This is a genomic window from Shimia sp. R11_0, assembly GCF_017744035.1.
Taxonomy (GTDB): Bacteria; Pseudomonadota; Alphaproteobacteria; order Rhodobacterales; family Rhodobacteraceae; genus Shimia; species Shimia marina.
This window is the reverse complement of sequence record NZ_JAGHQY010000004.1, coordinates 1-17160: the sequence shown is the minus strand read 5'-3', so window position 1 is coordinate 17160 and position 17160 is coordinate 1. Positions and strand designations below refer to the sequence as shown.

Sequence of the window (17160 nt, the reverse complement as noted above, 5' to 3'; positions counted from 1 at the left end):
AGGCGACTTTCGTTAACGCTCGCTTATATCGTTGGACTTAGAGGTGCCGTCAGAATCCCAAACAAAGACGGACACCCCATGTTGACCACTTTCAATAACGCCAAGATCGCCTACAAGATCGGGGCCGCTTTCATGCTGGTTTTGGCTGCTTTTAGTGTGTTTGCCTATTTTTCAATGCGTTCTTTGGCAACGATCGAGCATGGCACAGATGAGATCTACAACAACTATTTCGCAAGTGCCTTGAATCTCACAAGTGCAGAGGCTGCCCTTGCTGCCCTCTTCATTTCGCAGAAATCACACATAATTGCTCCCGACGACAATGCAATGCTGCAAGCTGAAGCCGAAGTTGCGGATGCGGTGGCGCAGTTTGATGCCAGAATGGCGGCTTTCCAAACCACTTTGGATGCGGGGCTTGAAACGGAGACCTTCAACAGCCTGATGGCGCGGGTGGCGAAACTTCTTGAGTTGAACGAGCAAATCATCGCGCTTAGCCGCAATAATAATGATGTCCGTGCTGCCAATATCAGTGCGCAGGAGTTTGCGCCGCTCTACGCCGAGATTGTTCAAATGAGTGAGACCATGTTGCAGACAAATGTGGATGGGGCACAGGAGTACTATGACCGCACCTTGAACACGTACAATCTCATCATGACCAGTTTTGTGATTGCGATCGCAGTTTTCCTTGGTTTCAGTTTGTTGGTTGGTGGTGTCGTGGCCCGGTCTGTTGCGCGCCCCCTGAACAGTTTGAATCATGTGTTGCGCCGGATGGTGGAGGGAGATGCTGCTATTGATCAGACGCTGGTCTCGCGAAAGGATGAGATTGGAGATCTGTCGCAATCTGTTGTCGCTCTGAAAGCGGCAATTGAAGAGCGGGCGCGGGATGCGGCTTCAGAGAGAGAAGTCGCCGCGCGTGAGGCCTCGCATGTTGTGACACAGCTTAGCGCGAGCATTGGCTTGTTGGCTGATGGAGAGCTGGCGGCTGAGATTTCAGATCCTTTTGCAGATCAGTATGAAGCGCTGCGCGGTGATTTCAACGCGCTTGTTGAGCGCCTTTCAGGCACCATTGAGGCGGTTGTTGAGGTAGCCAGTTCGATACAACAGGGATCAGGCGAGATCACGCAGGCTTCCTTTGAGTTGTCAAAGCGGACTGAGAGTCAGGCGGCAACACTTGAAGAAACCGCAGCTGCCATGGATGAGTTGACAACAAGCGTGTCATCCTCGGCCGCAGGTGCCAAAGGGGTTTCCTCAACAATGGAGACTGCGCGTGGGCAAGCTGAAACGACAAGTAAGACCGTTGATGATGCTGTGCGGGCCATGACGGAGATTGAACACAGCTCTGGGCAAATTTCGCAAATCATTGGTGTGATTGATGATATTGCGTTTCAGACCAATTTGCTTGCGTTGAATGCCGGGGTAGAAGCGGCACGTGCAGGTGATGCGGGGCGCGGCTTTGCCGTTGTGGCCTCCGAGGTGCGCGCGTTGGCGCAACGTTCATCTGAATCGGCGGCTGAAATCAAAACGCTCGTAGCTGAAAGCTTTCAGCAGGTGGAGCGCGGTGTCGATCTGGTTGGGAAAACGGGCGTTGCGATTTCTGATATCGTTGAGCAGGTCAATCAGGTGTCCATGTTGATCAGGGATATCAGTGAGGGAACAGCAGAGCAGGCGCGAGGGTTGGCGGAGATCAATTCCGGCACGGCACAGTTGGATCAAGTGACCCAAAGCAACGCCGCGATGGTGGAGGAAGCCACCGCCGCAAGCCAAACTCTGGACAATGATGCGCGCCGATTGGCGCAGCTTGTCGCTTTCTTCAATGTGAATAGGCGCATGTCCGGGCTCGAACAGAAAAGAGCCGCTTAGAGCTGGCAATAGTCATCGAAGAAGCGCCTGTCCTCTGGATGGGCGTTTCGCTTAGGTGGCGCCAATTCCTACGCCTCTTTCTTCAAAGCGTTGCTCAGAAGCGCGATCATCAGTGCGAGGCCCGCCAGAACAGCGAAGGACACGCGCAGAGAGGTGGCGCTGGCAATGAAGCCCATCAACGGAGGGCCCAGTAACATCCCGCCATAGCCAAATGTGGCGGTGCCGGCGAGCGCCTTTCCGGGGCTTTCGTTCGGGTCGTTTGCAGCGCGGCTGAACGCGAGCGGAAAGATCAATGCGTAGCCAAGCCCCATGAGCACAAACCCAGTCAGCATCATAGGGGGCGTAGGAAATATGACGGTGAGTATTGCGCCGAAGGCCGCTGTGAGGCCGCTTATGCGTGCGGCATGTTGTGGGGATACCACGCGCGTGACCATATCGCCCAACAGGCGCATAACGACCATTGTGGCAGAGAAGACTGCATAGCCCATTGCCGCCCAGTTTTCAGGTGCGCCGCCGATATCGACGAGATAGACCGCACTCCAATCTGCAATTGCACCTTCGCCCATGGAGGCTCCCAGAGCCAATACGCCCACCAGAACCAATTGACCTTTGGGGATAGAGAATATTGGAGCTCCGCTGCCACGATTGAGAGGAGATGCCCAAGTGATATTGCCCAGAGCAAAGAGCAGGGCCGACAGCGGCAAGCCAACCACCGTAAAATGTATCTCAGGTGAAGCATTCAGGCTGATAGCGGCGAAGCCAGTGGCAGCGCCAAGTCCGGCCCCAAGGCTCCACATGGCGTGGTAGGATGACATTTGTGGATGTTTGGCCCAGCGTTCAACTTCCGCTGCCCAAGCATTCATTGTCACATCCATGCCGCCGTGAATGGCCCCAAACAGGAAGAGAGCCAAGGCCAAAGTCACCACATTCGGAGCCAGAGCAAGCGCCAAAAGGGCGGCGATTTTGACAAAGGCAAACGTCTTGGTGACGCGCGCGGCGCCATAGTGATCCGCCAGACGCCCCGCCAGAGGAAAGGCACAGATGGCACCGCCTGCGAGCAGAAGCAGCAACCCGCCAAGCTCTGCATGGCTGAGCGTATGGCTGGCTTTGAAAGCGGGAATACGACTGGCCCAGAGGCCAAAGAGCGCGCCATTGAGGGCAAACATTGCAGAGATGGCCACCCACGCGCGGCGGCGGGACAGGCCGGCAGGAGCGGGGAGGGAGGAACTCATCGGAAGTTTTCTGGCTTCAGGCTGTATTTGGCGAGTTTGTCATACATGGTTTTGCGCGGGAGCTTGAGCGTTTCGGCAGCGGCAGCTGCCCGGCCCTGATGTTTGCGCAAAGCTTCGGCCAACAAAGAGCGTTCTATTTGCGCCATCTGTTCTGTAAGTCCAAGGCCACTGTCGGGAGACTCTTCGCCCGGCAGACCTAATGTGAAGCGCATGGCGGCGCTCATCAAGGCGCGGGCATTGCCGGGCCAATCCTGTGCCATCAGTTGTGAGATCACTTCAGGGGTGATGTCAGGGGCCTCTACACCGGCCTGTTCGGCGGCCTGTGCCACATAGTGGCGAAAGAGGACAGGGATGTCTTCGGGGCGGTCTGCGAGGGCAGGAATGCGCACCTGCAGGGCTTCGAGGCGATAGTACAGATCGGCATGGAGCGCTCCGGATTGCACAGCATCTTCCAATGCGGCGGCGCTGCCGAAGATCAGGCGGGGGTGGTCGCGGGTTTCCAGCAGCGTCAGCAAGGCAAATTGAGTTTGCATGGGCATGAGATGGACATCATCGAGAAACAGGCTGCCGCCCTTGGCGTTTTCGACCGCAGTGGACAGATCACTTGGGGAGAGATCCGCGGCGGTGTGTTTGCCAAACGGGCCCTCTGGGTGGGTGCCGCACAGGTGAATGACTTCGGCGACCTTGGAAATACCTGCACCGGGTGGGCCAGAGACAAGGGTTTCGGCATGGATGCGGGCCACCGAGCGCACCTTGCGACGCAGGGCGTCCGCCTGGGCAGAAATGCCGTAAAGCAGGCGGGCGGCGGCGTCGCCGGTTTCAAGCTGAGCTTTGAGTTGCCGATTTTCCAGCGCCATGGCGCGGGCTTTCTGAGCGCGGGCAATCACGGCAACCAGTTCGGTGGGCGCACAGGGTTTTTCAAGGAAGCCGAAAGCACCAAGGGTCATGGCACGCACCGCCATGGGGATGTCGCCTTCACCGGTAAGTAGGATCACGGGCAGTTCGGCGTCGATGTCGCGGGTGTAGGACAGCAGATGAAAGCCGTCGCGCCCTGGCATCCGCATATCCGAAAGGATCACCCCTGTGAAGGTTTGCGTGATGTGGTCCTTGGCCTCAACGAAAGACCCGGTGGCGATCACGGGAAAGTCTTCAAGCTCGAGGGTCTGGCTCAAGGCTTCGCGCACGATTGGGTCGTCATCAACCACAAGCACAGGGGAGGTCATGCGACGTTTTCCTCTTTCCAATAATTCAATTCCACGGTGAAGAGGGCACCGTTGCCCGCCGCATTGGCCCCGCGAATGTTGCCGCCAAAGCTTTGCACCAATCCGTAGCTGATGGACAGGCCCAAGCCCATGCCTTCCGCTACGCCCTTGGACTTTGTGGAGTAAAACGGATCAAAGACCTTCTCGGGATCTTCCAAACCGGGGCCGATATCGCGCACGGTGACACCCAGTTTTCTGCCGTTATTGATGACAATGTGGATCAGCCGGTTGTCCTGTTCCAACATGGCATCAATGGCGTTGTTGATCAGGTTCACAAAAACCTGCGTCAGACGCACCTCTCCGCCTTCGGCAAAGACCGGGCCGGAGGCATCGGGCTGCCAATCCAATGTGACGGCGTGTTCTTTCAGGCGGGGTTCGGTCAGTTCGACTGCCTGAGAGATTACGCCAACAAGATCGACCCGGCCCATGGGCTCGCTTTCATTGCGCGCGAAGGCCCGCAAATTCTTGATGATGCGGGCCATCCGGGTTGCCATTTGCGAGATGCGGGTGAGGTTGTCCGCTGCCTTGGAGGTATTTTCCCGCTCCAGAAAACGCGTGCCGTTTTCGGCAAATGTCTGAATGGCCTGCAAAGGCTGATTGAGTTCGTGGCTGATGCCGGCACTCATCTGGCCCAAGGCGGACAGCTTGCCGGCCTGCACGAGATCTGACTGTGCTTGCTTGAGTGCGGCTTCGGCCTCTTCGCGCTCTGTGATTTCCCGACGCAGCGCTTCGTTCGTGGCGCTGAGGGCTTGCGTGCGCAGGGTCACACGCTGTTCCAACTCGGCATTGGCTTGCGTCAAAACGCGACGGCGCTCCAGTACTTGTAAGAGGATCAGACCAAAGATCATGAATATTGCTGCAATGGTACCGGCTTGCAGCCCCGCAATGCGCCGCGCAAGGCTGATGTCCACGATGGCTTCGGCCACCATATCAATCACAGGCAGATCCTTGACGATGTGCAAGCCTTGTGCGGGGATGTAAGGCCCCCAGTCCAATTCCCAGATTTCGTGACCCGCGCGCATATATGATTGAACGGGGGGGGCGGTGCCACTGGGAGGGATCAGACCGGAAGACGTGGGGTTGCGCTTCCAAAACACCAGTTCCGAGCGGTTTGAGATAAAGACCTCGTTGAGATCGTCGACAAAAAACACTGTAGGGCCGTCACCACGCCAGTTTCCTTCCACATCTTCCACATCCAGAACCACGGTCAGCACCGCGCTTACCGTGCCTTCGGAGGAAAAGCTTGGGACCGAGTAATAGAATGCGCGACGTCCAAATCGCGCATCAACTTCGTGGTGCGCGCCAAGTGCCCCTTGCAGTGCCCGCTTGAAGTATGGCGTTTGATCAAGTGCGTCAGGTGGGGCGACATCTTCCTGTGCTGTCGCCAAGATTGTGCCATCCGCGCGGGCATATATGATATCGAGCGCGGCGGTTTTATCGGCGGCATCAAGCAGCAGCGGGTGGCCGCGCTGCGCGCTTGTGATCGCTGGATTTCGGGTGAGGGAAAGTAGCGTTGGATGCTCTGCCATAAGCACCGCAAGCTCTTGATAACGTTTGAGCTGTGCCGTCAAGCTATCCGCACCCAGTGCAAGATCGGCTTCGCCACGGCGGGCCAGTTGATCAAGCGCCTGACCATACCCATAGCGCCAGACGCCGCTGGTTACGGCAAAAAGTACACAGGCAAATACGATCAGAATCGAGGCGCGATGGCGGATCCAAGTGCTCATGTGGTGACCCTAGACGCTTTCCGATCTGGCTGCGAGTCATGCGAATGCCTAATCCAAGCGTCAAGACCCTCAATCCCTTGGAAGATTGATTGATATGTGAAATTCTTTTGCGGGGCCTCTTGCTCCAATCTGAACAATCGTTCAGTCTGCGGAGATGCCTGAACAGGAGTGTTGATATGCCAATCAGAAATCGTTTTGCGGAGTTGCAGGGAGAAATCACTGGCTGGCGGCGACATCTGCACGCCCATCCTGAATTGATGTTTGACGTGCATGAGACGGCTGAATTCGTACAAGCGCGGCTTAAAGAATTTGGTGTGGATGAGATCACGCCGGGTATTGGTCGCACCGGTGTTGTGGCCGTGATCAAAGGGCAAAGTGACACGCAGGGGCGCGTTGTCGGTCTGCGGGCAGATATGGATGCGTTGCCAATCCATGAAGCCACAGGGGTGGACTACGCCTCTGAAGTTGAAGGCAAGATGCATGCCTGTGGGCATGACGGGCATACGGCGATGTTGCTTGGCGCCGCGAAGTACCTGGCGGAAACACGTAATTTCGACGGGACTGCTGTTTTGATCTTTCAGCCAGCCGAAGAAGGCGGCGGTGGCGGCAAAGAGATGTGTGATGACGGTATGATGGATCGTTGGAACATTCAGGAAGTATATGGGCTTCACAATGCGCCGGGCATGCCAGTTGGACAGTTTGCCATTCGATCGGGCGCGCTTATGGCATCGGCAGATGAGTTTGAGATCAAGGTGACCGGCAAAGGCGGTCATGCGGCAGAACCAGCCGAAGCCGTGGACACAACCCTTGTGGCGGCGCAGATTTTGATTGGACTTCAAAGTGTTGTGTCACGCAATGTGAAACCAATTGACCGCGTTGTGTTGACTGTTGGGACACTTGAAACAGACAGCAATGCGTCCAATGTGATTGCGCATACCGTGCGCATGCAAGGCACAGTTCGTACTTTGGACAGTCAGAACCGCGCATTGGTCGAACAGCGTATACGCGATATTGCAACTCATACCGCGCTGGCGTTTGGGGCCACTGCGGAAGTGATCTGGGAAGATGGATATCCGGTCACCGTGAACCATGAGGCGGAAACGGCCCATGCGGTCGAGGCGGCCAATGCGGTTGCTGGGGAGAGAAATGTTGATCCGAATGTAGACCCCATCATGCCTGCCGAGGATTTTTCCTTCATGCTGGAAGCGCGGCCCGGGGCTTATATATTTTTGGGCAATGGAGAAAGCGCGCAATGTCATCACCCCGCTTATAACTTCAATGACGAAGCTATCCCGTTTGGCTGTAGCTGGTTTGCAGAACTGATTGAGCGGCGCATGCCGGCATCCAGCTGAACAGGCGAGCAAGGGGAGAGATCACAGATGCCAGTCAAAAACAGATTTGCAGCGCTTCACGCCGAAATCACGGGCTGGCGGCAGGACATCCATGCGCATCCAGAAATTCTCTATGAGACACATCGCACTTCTGCTTTCGTGGCGGAAAAGCTGACCGAGTTCGGTTGCGATGAAGTGGTGGCGGGTATTGGGCGCACTGGCGTGGTTGGATTGATTAAAGGAAAAACAGATCGTTTGGGAAAAGTGGTTGGGCTGCGCGCGGATATGGATGCCCTCCCGATGCAGGAGCAGACCGGGATCGCCTATGCATCAAAGGTAGACGGAGCGATGCATGCTTGTGGCCACGATGGACACACGGCCATGCTTTTGGGCGCGGCGAAGTACCTTGCGGAGACGCGCAATTTCGACGGCTGTGTGGCGGTAATCTTTCAGCCTGCCGAGGAGGGCGGCAATGGCGCTTTGGCCATGGTGCAAGATGGCATGATGGAGCGCTGGAACATTCAGGAAATTTACGGGATGCACAACAGCCCGGGCCTGCCTGTCGGGACTTTCGCGCTGCGCAAAGGGCCACTGCTGGCTGCGGTTGATTTCTTTACGATTGAGATTGTCGGGCGCGGTGGTCATGCGGCGCAGCCTCAGCAGACGGTTGATCCGACACTCATGGGAACGCAGCTGCATTTGGCTTTGCAATCGATTGTGAGCCGGAATGTGGATCCGACAGAGCGGGCTGTGCTGTCTGTGACATCGTTTCAAACAGGGGCGGATGTTTACAATGTGATCCCGCATACAGCGACATTGAAGGGGACTGTGCGTACGTTTGATCCCAAGGTGCAGGATACGATAGAGGCGCGGATGCAAGCTGTCGCCCAGGGTATTGCGGCCACGCATGGCGGAGAGGTGAGGCTCGACTATCAACGTATCACCCCTGCAACCATCAATTCAGACGCGCAGGCCGGCTTTGCCGAGGAGGTGGCGAAGGCGGTTGTCGGAGGCTGCGAAGAGGCGCCTTTGGTGATGGGCGGAGAAGACTTCTCCTATATGCTTCAGGCCCGACCGGGGGCTTTCATCATGGTGGGGAACGGCGATAGCGCAGCGTTGCACCATCCGGAATATGACTTCAACGACGATGCTATCCCTTATGGGAGCAGTTTTCTGTCAGAACTGATCGAACGCCGCATGCCAGCGGCGTGAGCACGGACTTTAGAGCGAGGACACGATATGCCAACCAAAAACCGTTTTGCAGAATTGCACGATGAAATCACCGCATGGCGGAGGGATCTCCACGAGAATCCAGAAATTCTGTTTGAAACCCATCGGACCAGCGGCATCGTGGCTGAAAAACTTCAAGAGTTTGGACTGGATGAGGTGGTGACTGGGATTGGTCGCACCGGGGTTGTTGGCGTGATCAAGGGAAAAGCCACCGGCTCAGGCAAGGTGATTGGGCTGCGCGCGGATATGGATGCTTTGCCAATTCATGAGCAGACCGGACTGGACTACGCGTCAAAGACACCGGGCGCGATGCATGCCTGTGGTCATGATGGTCATACAGCGATGCTTCTGGGCGCGGCCAAATATCTGGCGGAGACGCGGAATTTTGACGGTACCGTGGTGGTGATCTTCCAGCCTGCGGAAGAAGGTGGCGGTGGTGGCCGCGAGATGTGCGAAGACGGGCTGATGGATCGCTGGGGCATTCAGGAAGTCTACGGTATGCACAACTGGCCGGGCATGCCGCTGGGCAGTTTTGCCATCCGTCCAGGGGCATTCTTTGCCGCTACCGATCAGTTTGACATTACTTTTGAGGGCCGGGGAGGGCATGCCGCCAAGCCGCATGACACGGTGGACACAACCGTGATGGCGGCGCAGGCGGTTCTGGCGCTGCAGACAATTGCCAGCCGGAATGCGGATCCGATTGATCAGGTCGTGGTCTCTGTCACCAGCTTTGAGACCTCTTCGAAAGCCTTCAATGTGATTCCTCAGAAGGTACAGATCAAAGGCACCGTGCGTACAATGTCCAAGGAAATGCGGGATCTCGCTGAGACCCGTATCAAAGAAATCTGTGCGGGCATCGGTGCGACCTTCGGGGGGACCGCAGATGTCACCTATTATCGGGGATATCCGGTGATGGTGAATGCGGAGGCCCAGACCGAGTTTGCTGCCGACGTGGCCAAATCCATTTCCGGACAATGTGAGGAAGCGCCTTTGGTGATGGGGGGAGAGGACTTTGCCTTCTTGGCTGAAGAGCGTCCAGGGGCCTATATTCTGGTTGGAAACGGCGAAGATGGCGCCATGGTCCACCACCCGGAATACAACTTTAACGACGAAGCTATTCCTGCGGGATGTAGCTGGTGGGCAGAAGTGGTTGAAAAACGGATGCCAGCACTTTAAATAAAAATGTGTAGGCCGCGCAAAAGGCGCGGCCGATACTCTGGAAACGTAGGGTCAGGAGGCCAAGCGATGTTCCAGATGGGTCGACAAGGCTTGCAGAAGGTGAGTCTTGTTGATCGGCTTTGACAGAAAGAAATCCATTCCAGCATCAAGACAGGTCTGCTTATCGCTTTCAAAGGCATTTGCGGTGAGCGCAATGATCGGCGGTTGATTGATGGAGAGGCTGCGGATGATGCGTGTGGCGGTGACGCCATCTAGCTCTGGCATGGACATATCCATTAGAACAACGTCTGGGGCGTGCCGTCGACAGTGCTCAACGGCTCCGAGACCATTTTCCACTTCAATCAGTTCCAAGTCAAACTCCGCCAAAAACTTGCGGATCAGCAGGCGGTTGGTTTTGTTGTCTTCTGCGAGGAGGATGCGCGCGCCTTCAAGATTGGCCGGTACAAAATCAAGTGCTTCATCTACGATCGGTGCCTTGCTTTGCACTGGCGATGTGGCAATGGACACAGAGAAACAGGCCCCATCGTGATACTCGGAGCAAAGGGTGATGTCGCCGCCCATATGTCGCGCCAACATTGTCGAAATTGTCAGGCCCAGCCCTGTACCGCCAAACGCCCGCGTGGTTGCTGCATCGGCCTGTGAAAAGCGGTCAAAGATGTGTTTGGCCTGCTCTTTAGAGATGCCGATGCCGGTGTCTGAGACCTTGACCTGAATGCCATTGGGGATGTTGTGGTCGCACTGCACATTGACGTGCACGCTCCCTTCGGAGGTAAACTTGATGGCGTTGCCGATCAAGTTCATCAGAATTTGCCGCAAACGCCCGTCATCTGCGCGTACCTCAGATGGTAGATCAGTGGCATATTCGACGGTAAATTCGATACCCTTTTTTTCCGCCTTGTGCCGTAACAGATTGACTACGCCGTCGATGCACCGCTTAAGATCAAAATCCACCTCTGAAAGGTCGAATTTTCCCGCCTCCAGGCGAGAGAGGTCCAAGATATCGTTGATGATTTTAAGGAGGGCATGCCCAGAATCGCGAATGGTTTCTACGCCCTGAGTATCTTCATCGTTCAAATCGGATTCGGAAAGTAGCTCTGACATTCCGATGATGGCATTCATCGGTGTGCGAATTTCGTGGCTCATATTGGCCAGAAATTCTGTTTTGGCTTTGTCGGCTTGTTCCGCAGCCCGTTTGGCATCTGCCAACTCTGCTTCGTATTTTTTGGTTTCAGTAATCTCCCGCTCAATACCGATACTCATGACCACATTGCCCGTCTCATCTTTGACAGGGAATAGGTTGGTATCCACCCAGATATCCTTGCCGAACTTCGTGCGATTGAGAATTTCTGTGTGAAAGCGCTGCCCGGCTTCCTGATGATGTCGAATTGATTGGATGGTGTAGGGATCTGTGTCTGGTGAATTCAGCAGTTTTCCTACTGAGTTGCCTTGGGCTTCCTCCAGCGTATAGCCCGTCATGCGGGTGAACCCATCGTTGGCCCAAATGATTTCACCGTTTGGATCGGACAGAACAATGCTGTCAGAGGCGTGCTTGGCAACGAGAGACAGGCGCTCGAGCTCTTCTTCGCGGCTGCGCAAGGCTTCGATGATTTTGCTCCGACTGTCCGATAGCCGCGCGACGGAGACGATGGGCAGTAGGATGAACACCAGCGCAGCCAGAAAGAAGAGTCGATTTCCCCAAGGATTAGCTGCTCCAGTGACCCAGCCTTCTTTGGGCCGCGCGGCGAGCTGCCAACTGCCATTTGGCAGTTTGATGTCCAGAAGGATTGGATTGTCCTCCAGCACTTCGGGATTGCCGAAGAATAGGGGACCATCGGCCCCTGTGCTGTCAGTTCCACGCAGGGCAATGTCCAGCGAAAGATCGTCGTTTAGCAGGCCTGCTTCAGCATAGAGTTTGTCCGCATCGATTACTGCGGACACAATTCCCCAGAAGCGCTTAACGCCTGACCGTTGATCAAAAACGGGGAACCGTCCCAAGAAACCTGTGCCGCCCTGAACAAGTTCAACAGGTCCAGCAAGGAGCATCTTGCCTTCATCGCGGACGCGGAAAGCTGCGGCGCGTTGTGTTTCACTTGTATTGAGGTCAAAGCCGAGAACGCTGCGGTTCTTTTCGTATGGGTAGACAAGGGAGACGACGAGCCCGGGAGAGGCTGCAATGTTGATGAACTCCTCATGGCCGCCTGTGACCAGCTCTCCAAGGGCACTATATTCTTCTTGTGTGATATCGAGATTGCCAGAGATCGAGGCCACCATGCCCTGTATCAGCTGAAGTTCAGCATTGACATATCCTTCGACCTCGGCGCGCAAGCGGCTTGTTTCGCTGCCGGCTATGGCACGCTGTTTTTGGATGGCGATCGTGTCGTTCTGTTTTTCGGCATAAATCGCAAAAGCGAAGACCACCACGAAGGCGATGATCGACGGCACATAAGTGCGCTTTCCCAGCGCGCGCGTTGCAGAAAGCAGCGTGTGTCTAATGCGCATGAAATGGTCCTCAGCGGGCCTCTGCCCAATTCAATTGGCTAACTGTTACACATTTATCTTCCTCAGAGGTTAACGAACAAAGTCCTTTTTTAGAGGATTTCTTTTGGGAGTGTTCAGAGAGCGGTTTTGATGCTCCGCTGAAGACGCGTGATGGCGTAATGCAGCGAAAGGACAGGAGTTTTTCTGGAAATCTCGATTTAATTCATAAGTTTAGTAAGTGTGTCCGCAAGTACTTCCACCGTTTTGAGATGGTGTTCCTGGGCGACATTTTGCGGTCAAGAGTTAACGCTTTACGGATGTCTGGCCGTGATTCGGCGCTGTTCGATGGGGATAAATCCGTAAATGGACACGCACTAGGGGCCACCGCTTGATGGTGGCGCGTCTGGCCGCTCTGTGCGACATAGGTGCGAACACAAAGAGCGCGGCAATCGAAGTAAAGGGCCTGAGTTTGACAAGAGAGAGCGGTACTTTAGGGTGGCAGCTCAGGACATACCTGATGCTACGGTCGGTATTGCAGCCAGTGATGCGCCGCGTGACCGCAAAGCGTGTCCGTTCAGGCAAAGATGACCCCGCCCGAAGCGGCGAGAAACTTGGTGTTTACAATATCCCTCGGCCTGCAGGATCTGTCGTTTGGGTGCATGCTGTGGGCCTCGGCGAAGTGTTGGCTTTGAGGCCTCTGCTGGCTGAGATCGGGCGTCAGGCGCCCAACGTGCATTTTTTGGTGACCTCCACGGCCCGCAGTTCGGCCCAAGTCATGGGGCGCAATCTTCCAGCGAATACCACACATCAGTTTTTACCACTGGACGGGCCGCGGTTTGTGCGCGGCTTTCTGGATCACTGGCGGCCTGATCTCTCTATTTGGTCCGAACAGGACATTTGGCCGGGTATCGTCATTGATGTGAAAAGGCGCGGTATCCCTTTAGCCTATATAAACGCACGCATCTCACAAAGCGGGTATGAAAAGCGTGCAAAGTTTCGCACGGGCTTTGCCGCCCTTATGGGGCATTTTGATCGCGTTTATGCACAGGACGATCATAGTGTGTCGCGGCTGAAGGCGCTGGGCGCTGCACGTGTCGACAAAATGGGCTCGCTGAAGCCTGCTGCGGAACCATTGGCTGTGGACCAAGAGGCCCTGGCCGCATGGCAGGCCGTGAAGGCGGGGCGCCGGATTTGGGTGGCGGCCTCAACACACGACGGTGACGAAGAGATCGTGCTCAAGGCACATCGGGAGATTTTAACGAGCGATCCCGCGGCTCTTCTGATCATCGTCCCCAGAGATCTTGATCGTGCTGCAGACATCAGCCAGCTTGCCACATCCTATGGACTGCGCACGGCCTTGCGCAGTCAGTCGTCCTCCTGCGCACCTGAGACATCGCTCTACATTGCGGATAGCTTTGGGGAGCTTGGCTTGTGGTATCGCCTTGCTTCGCACGCATTTGTAGGAGGCTCCTTTGCCAATATCGGCGGGCATAACCCTTGGGAGCCAATATGTTTGGGGTGTCCGGTTCTGCATGGTCCGAACACGCAGAATTTTGCGCGCGATTATGCAGATTTAAACGCCGCGGGGGTTGCCCTGCCGATTTCCGCTGGTCCCGCTGCCGCGTCCCATCTTGCCCAAACCGTACTGACGCAGGATGTTGCGAGTGTTGCGCAAGCCGCGGCAGTGCTGACGGAGCAGGCGCGCGCTGGTCTCGTTCCTTTGGCACAGGAGCTTCTTTCTATGTTGGGAGGGCGCACATGATCCTTTTCGTTTTCAATATATTCTATCGTGTGCTCTGGCTTTTGGCGCTACCGCTTGTGATGCTCTACCTTTGGAAGCGCCGTCGCAAAGACCCGCGCTACCTCTACAAACTGAAGGAGCGGTTTGGGGTCTATGAACAGGCTTTGCCGCAACAACCGCTGTGGGTACATGCGGTAAGTCTTGGGGAAGTACGGTCCGCTCTGGGATTGATCCGATTGGCGTTGGCGCGGGGGGAGAAAATTGTCATTTCCTGCTTTACACCAGCAGGACGAGAGGAAGCAGAGCGCCAGTTTGCAGACGAGATTGTTGCGGGCGATCTCGCCGTGATTTGGGTGCCCTTGGACATGCATTGGTGCTTGCATCGCTTTTACCGAGCGTGCCGCCCGCGTTTTGGACTGACGCTTGAGGTGGAGATTTGGCCTGCGATGATCGCAAGCGCACGCCGCGCGAAGGTGCCGCTTTATCTGTGCAACTCACAATATACGTCAGGGGCCTATGCCAAGGACAGTCGGGGCCTGCGCGTGCGCCAGCGTGTGATTGCAAGCGTGGCCGGGGCCTTTGTGAAGTCAGACATTCAACGGCAGCGTTTTGCCTCTGTTGGGGTGAAAAACATCACGGTCACCGGGGAGTTGCGGTTTGATCAGCCGATTCCGGAGGCTTTGCTGGATGCGGCGGCGCAGCTCCGCCCGCAGCTCATCGCGGATGGCCGTCAGGTGATCACCATAGCGTCAGGCGTCGCGGGAGAAGAAGAGATCTTCCGCGATATGATCCTGGGGCTGCAGGAGGCCGCGGCCAAAGACAGCATGCCTGCGCCGCTCTTTGTCTATGTGCCACGTGCTCCAGAGCGCTTTGGGGCGGTTGGTCAGATGTTGCAAAGCGCTGGGCTCTCTGTTTGCGCGCGCAGTCAGGTGGCTGAAGCGGGTACAGCGGGACTGGCCGCGCTAGGAGAGACCTTGGCGGATATGCCAGATGTCCTGCTGGGCGACAGCTTTGGGGAAATGTATTTCTATCTCGGCTTGGCCGATCAGGTTATCGTAGGGGGCGGTTTCACCCCGGCAGGCGCACATAACATTATTGAGCCGCTGGCGGTTGGCAAACCACCGATCACCGGACCTGAAACCTGGCCAATTGAATTTCCTTTTGCGGAAGCAGAGGCGGCTGGGGTTGCCAGGCGCTTTGAGACACCTGCGGCGATGGTGGCGGCGCTCTGGCCCCCCAGCGAGCCGCCCCTGCAAGCCGCCGCCACATTTATGGCGGAACATCGGGGCGGGAGTCTGCGCACATTAGAGGCGATGGATCAGGTGCTCGCCGACAGCAAAGGCCAACAGGGGGGGCTGTAGAACAGGGGGCGCGTGCGCGCCCTTTGTCACATCTGGCTGTTATGGCAGGGGAGCCATGCGCTGTATCCGGCGATGCGACATGTCGTAGGGTGAATAAGACGCTGCCCGAAATCAGGAATGGTTTCGTATAAGTGTGGAACGTCACTGATAGTTGACTCTCAATGTGAAATTTCCTGAATCGTATCAGCGCGCGGCTTCACCCATTGCTGGCCCAAACGCCAAGCATTTCTGACCCAGTGAAGGTTTGGGTAAAACCGTGATTTAGGCTGCTGAAATTCAACCAACAGCATCATTTGGGGGGCGCTCAGAACTATGCCGCAGTGGGAATATGAGGTCATAAGCGAATGTGAAAAGGTAGGTATATGCGACGACGAAAAATGTGACGGCAATATTTACCGAAAGCGCTTCCAGAACACCAATTTCCAGCCAGTATGTATTAATCGGCAGTGACATGGCCGTCAGCATCAGCTCAAAACCTGCAGCGTGCAAGAGGCGGCGTGGCCATGTTCTCTCGCTTGAAATCCGCCCCTGCCTCGCCTCCAATCGATCGAAAGTCCAATTGTAGATTAGATTACAGATCATGGCGTTTACAGAGAGTATCGCCATAAGGAGGCCGATATTAGCCAGAGATTTGTCAAAAAAAGCGGCGCCAACCGGTACGATCATTGCCATCAGCGTTGCCTCAAATAGCAATGTGTACCGGATGCGGTCCTTGGCGGTTCTCAACGCGACTGAGTTGGTCATTCGATTTGCCCGCCCAGAACCAAATGGCCAGCGGCCTGTAGAACCTGCGTTGCCTTTTCAACTTCACATGAGGGCACCAAAATATGTTCCCCGTCGAAAGTGCAGACAACAAAAACGCCGATTCCACCATCCGACAGAGGTTCGACAAGGGCCTGAACAATCCCGGTCGCATCAAACGGGAAAGGACCTATTGTACGCAAACATGCCCACCCCTTTTCTGTCTCAACATCACTAGGAACGCGCTCTTCAAGACAGACAAGGGTTAGCTCATCATCTGAATGAACAGCAGCTCTGAACCCAGGGCCATTTAGCCAAGTGGGCAAGTCTGCATCTGCGTCCAAGCGGGAAACGGCATAGCGGCCGTCTACAAAGCGGATTTTTAGGTTGAGTGTCACAACATTCCTTCCTCAGATTTACTGAAGAAGGACATTCCCAAACGGCACCATCGCCTGATGTGGGAGCTTCATCTTCTAAGATGATGGCTGACACTAAATATTTTTCTTCGAAAGAGGTCAAGCCAACTATATCGGTAACTAAGGGACTTTGCGCATTGGGGCACTTCACGTCTCTTTGCATGATCCTATCGCACTGACATTAGCTGCACGTCAGGTTTCTTAGGAAAAAGGAGTTGGCGGGTAGGTGGGCCATCTGATGTTGAGCGCCCACCCTGTCCTGGTCGCACTATGACGGTTGGGTCAGGTTCGTGTGACGTTCCACAATAAGAGCGCGGTTCTGGCCTGTGCCGCTGATGCGTTTCCTTGGCCTAGGCCCTGCGCGCGATAGAATGCCCCTGTAAAATAAGGGGGCGGCGCACAAAGAATGGGCGAAGGGCTGTTTTTTTCATTTTTCTGTCAAAAAGGGCTTGCGACTCATCCGCCCCAGCACTAAATACCCCTTCACCGGCGGCGCTGAGGCGCACAACGGCGGGACGGACTGGACGGAGCGGCGCTTGAGAGTGCTGGTTTGGGAAGGAAGGTTCTGGAAATATTGAGGTGATATCAGCGGGTTGCGCTAGTAA

The 17160-nt window shown here is 55.7% G+C and carries 12 protein-coding genes; 6 read left to right on the top strand and 6 right to left on the bottom strand.

Annotation, left to right across the window (positions count from 1 at the left end):
• Window positions 1-78: 78 nt before the first annotated feature.
• The gene (locus tag J7382_RS09365; protein ID WP_209068794.1) at window positions 79-1857 is read left to right on the top strand and encodes a HAMP domain-containing methyl-accepting chemotaxis protein; all 1779 of its coding nucleotides are present in this window, start codon (window positions 79-81) and stop codon (window positions 1855-1857) included.
• 68 nt (window positions 1858-1925) lie between these two features.
• Here J7382_RS09365 and J7382_RS09360 read toward each other — a convergent pair whose 3' ends face one another.
• The 3 genes from J7382_RS09360 to J7382_RS09350 are packed head-to-tail and all read right to left on the bottom strand — an operon-like array spanning window position 1926 to window position 6078.
• Window positions 1926-3089, bottom strand: a complete 1164-nt coding sequence (locus J7382_RS09360) for an MFS transporter (protein WP_209068793.1) — start codon at window positions 3087-3089, stop codon at window positions 1926-1928.
• Entirely contained in the window at window positions 3086-4312 is a 1227-nt protein-coding gene (locus tag J7382_RS09355; protein WP_209068792.1) for a sigma-54 dependent transcriptional regulator, read from the bottom strand. Before J7382_RS09355 ends, J7382_RS09360 begins: the two co-directional genes overlap by 4 nt.
• Window positions 4309-6078: an ATP-binding protein gene (locus J7382_RS09350; protein ID WP_209068791.1), complete on the bottom strand. Its 1770-nt coding sequence runs from the start codon at window positions 6076-6078 to the stop codon at window positions 4309-4311. The genes J7382_RS09355 and J7382_RS09350 overlap by 4 nt, the downstream gene beginning before the upstream one ends.
• Before the next feature lie 176 nt (window positions 6079-6254).
• On the opposite strand from J7382_RS09350, the gene J7382_RS09345 reads away from it, so the two are divergent.
• From J7382_RS09345 to J7382_RS09335, 3 genes are read left to right on the top strand one after another with little or no spacing between them, the layout of a single operon-like run.
• Window positions 6255-7430, top strand: coding sequence for a M20 aminoacylase family protein (locus J7382_RS09345; RefSeq protein ID WP_209068790.1), 1176 nt, complete (start codon window positions 6255-6257; stop codon window positions 7428-7430).
• 27 nt (window positions 7431-7457) lie between these two features.
• A complete protein-coding gene (locus tag J7382_RS09340; protein ID WP_209068789.1) occupies window positions 7458-8621 on the top strand; it encodes a M20 aminoacylase family protein in 1164 nt (387 codons plus the stop codon).
• A gap of 27 nt (window positions 8622-8648) precedes the next feature.
• Complete coding sequence (locus J7382_RS09335) at window positions 8649-9815, top strand: M20 aminoacylase family protein (protein WP_209068788.1); 1167 nt, start codon at window positions 8649-8651, stop codon at window positions 9813-9815.
• Between the two features lie 54 nt (window positions 9816-9869).
• Here J7382_RS09335 and J7382_RS09330 read toward each other — a convergent pair whose 3' ends face one another.
• Entirely contained in the window at window positions 9870-12317 is a 2448-nt protein-coding gene (locus J7382_RS09330; protein ID WP_209068787.1) for an ATP-binding protein, read from the bottom strand.
• 496 nt (window positions 12318-12813) lie between these two features.
• Between J7382_RS09330 and J7382_RS09325 the strand changes: the two genes are divergently transcribed.
• Together J7382_RS09325 and J7382_RS09320 are read left to right on the top strand one after the other, a co-directional pair.
• Window positions 12814-14058 (top strand): glycosyltransferase N-terminal domain-containing protein, encoded by a 1245-nt coding sequence (locus J7382_RS09325; protein ID WP_209068786.1) that lies wholly within the window; start codon window positions 12814-12816, stop codon window positions 14056-14058.
• Entirely contained in the window at window positions 14055-15398 is a 1344-nt protein-coding gene (locus J7382_RS09320) for a glycosyltransferase N-terminal domain-containing protein (RefSeq protein ID WP_209068785.1), read from the top strand. Before J7382_RS09325 ends, J7382_RS09320 begins: the two co-directional genes overlap by 4 nt.
• Before the next feature lie 276 nt (window positions 15399-15674).
• Here J7382_RS09320 and J7382_RS09315 read toward each other — a convergent pair whose 3' ends face one another.
• Complete coding sequence (locus tag J7382_RS09315; protein ID WP_209068784.1) at window positions 15675-16142, bottom strand: PACE efflux transporter; 468 nt, start codon at window positions 16140-16142, stop codon at window positions 15675-15677.
• On the bottom strand, window positions 16139-16537 hold the full coding sequence (locus J7382_RS20130; RefSeq protein WP_209068783.1) for an ACT domain-containing protein: 399 nt from the start codon (window positions 16535-16537) through the stop codon (window positions 16139-16141). The genes J7382_RS09315 and J7382_RS20130 overlap by 4 nt, the downstream gene beginning before the upstream one ends.
• Between the last annotated feature and the right edge of the window lie 623 nt (window positions 16538-17160).